This window comes from Moorena sp. SIO4G3, assembly GCF_010692305.1.
Classification (GTDB): domain Bacteria; phylum Cyanobacteriota; class Cyanobacteriia; order Cyanobacteriales; family Coleofasciculaceae; genus Moorena; species Moorena producens_A.
This window is the reverse complement of sequence record NZ_JAAHIG010000757.1, coordinates 1-1,152: the sequence shown is the minus strand read 5'-3', so window position 1 is coordinate 1,152 and position 1,152 is coordinate 1. Positions and strand designations below refer to the sequence as shown.

Annotated in this window: 2 protein-coding genes; one reads left to right on the top strand and one right to left on the bottom strand. The window is 45.0% G+C overall.

The window, feature by feature from the left end:
* Window positions 1-166: cyanobactin class RiPP (locus tag F6J99_RS46135; protein ID WP_365975548.1), on the top strand; the 166-nt coding region annotated here is incomplete at its 5' end.
* A gap of 48 nt (window positions 167-214) precedes the next feature.
* On the opposite strand, the gene F6J99_RS45230 is transcribed toward F6J99_RS46135, so the two are convergent.
* On the bottom strand, window positions 215-964 hold the full coding sequence (locus F6J99_RS45230; protein ID WP_293124024.1) for a transposase: 750 nt from the start codon (window positions 962-964) through the stop codon (window positions 215-217).
* Window positions 965-1,152 lie beyond the last annotated feature (188 nt).

Below are 1,152 nucleotides of genomic sequence, written 5' to 3'. Positions count from 1 at the left end.
TAAGCAAAAATCACCGATCGTACGTTCCACTACCGCTAAGCCCATCCCGGGATTGGAAGAAACTACCCTGACGGAGGGCATGGCAGGCATCATCGGTGGGGGGTCAATCACCCCATCGCAATTTGGTATTTATCCTACTCCTTTTGCGGGGGACGGGGACGAGTAAGACTCACTCTATCACAATTAATGGAAATTATCTCAAAAGTCTTTTTTATCAGTGGTGGGCGGTCGATTGGCAGTGATAAATTGGCGGGAAACCCTCGCTACTTCGGCGTCTTCCGTTACCACCGCACGCCCTGGTGTTTGCCCGATGCTTGCCCTGGTGAGACTTTTTTGACAAATTTGATTCTGATAGAGAAACCCCAGCCAGGAGCCTACTACCCCAGTGGCACTTAGTTGGGGTTTTCTTTTTGGGTTTGTACCGATAGCAAAATCCTTTGTATTTTCTAGCGCATTCCTCTAAGCTATTACCCAACTGCAAGAAAGCAGGATGCCATTGAGTTAACCCATCATCGGTGAGCTGTTCATAGCTACCGTAGTTACTAAAGTCGTAAAAAAAGCTTTGACGCATTTTTGCAGCTTTGGGGTTGCCGTGAATGTATCGTAAAGTATTCAAAGCTCTCTGGCGGTCTGTGGGTGGAAATCCCTCAGCATAGTAGCGTTTTTCCCAAAAATGCCCTGTACGTTTCAGCATTCGGTTAAAGCACATGGCTGTGTACCAGTTGAGAAAGTGCATAATTTTGGATAAATCAGCACCACAGACCGGTTCAATCAGATAATGGACGTGATTGGACATGATGCACAACCCATAAAGTTTGAACTGATATTTCAGCAGCGCCTTTTTAATCCCATAGAGAAAGACCTCTCGGCATACTCGTTTGGATAATTTAAATTCACGATTGTTGCAACGAGTGGTAATGTGGTAGGAATAACCATCTTTAAAGTTACGGGGTAGTCTAGCCATTTTTGCTAATTTATTAATGCCACGGTCGCCTATATGCAGTTGGTGTAAGCATTAAGCAGTCAGCGGTCAGCTTATTTTATTCAAAAGCTGTTTGGTGTAGCATTGAGTCAAGCAAAATTCCCTTTCCACAAAACCGTTCCACGGGCAAGATGCCTATTCTACAGATCACGGGCAAGATGCCTATTCTA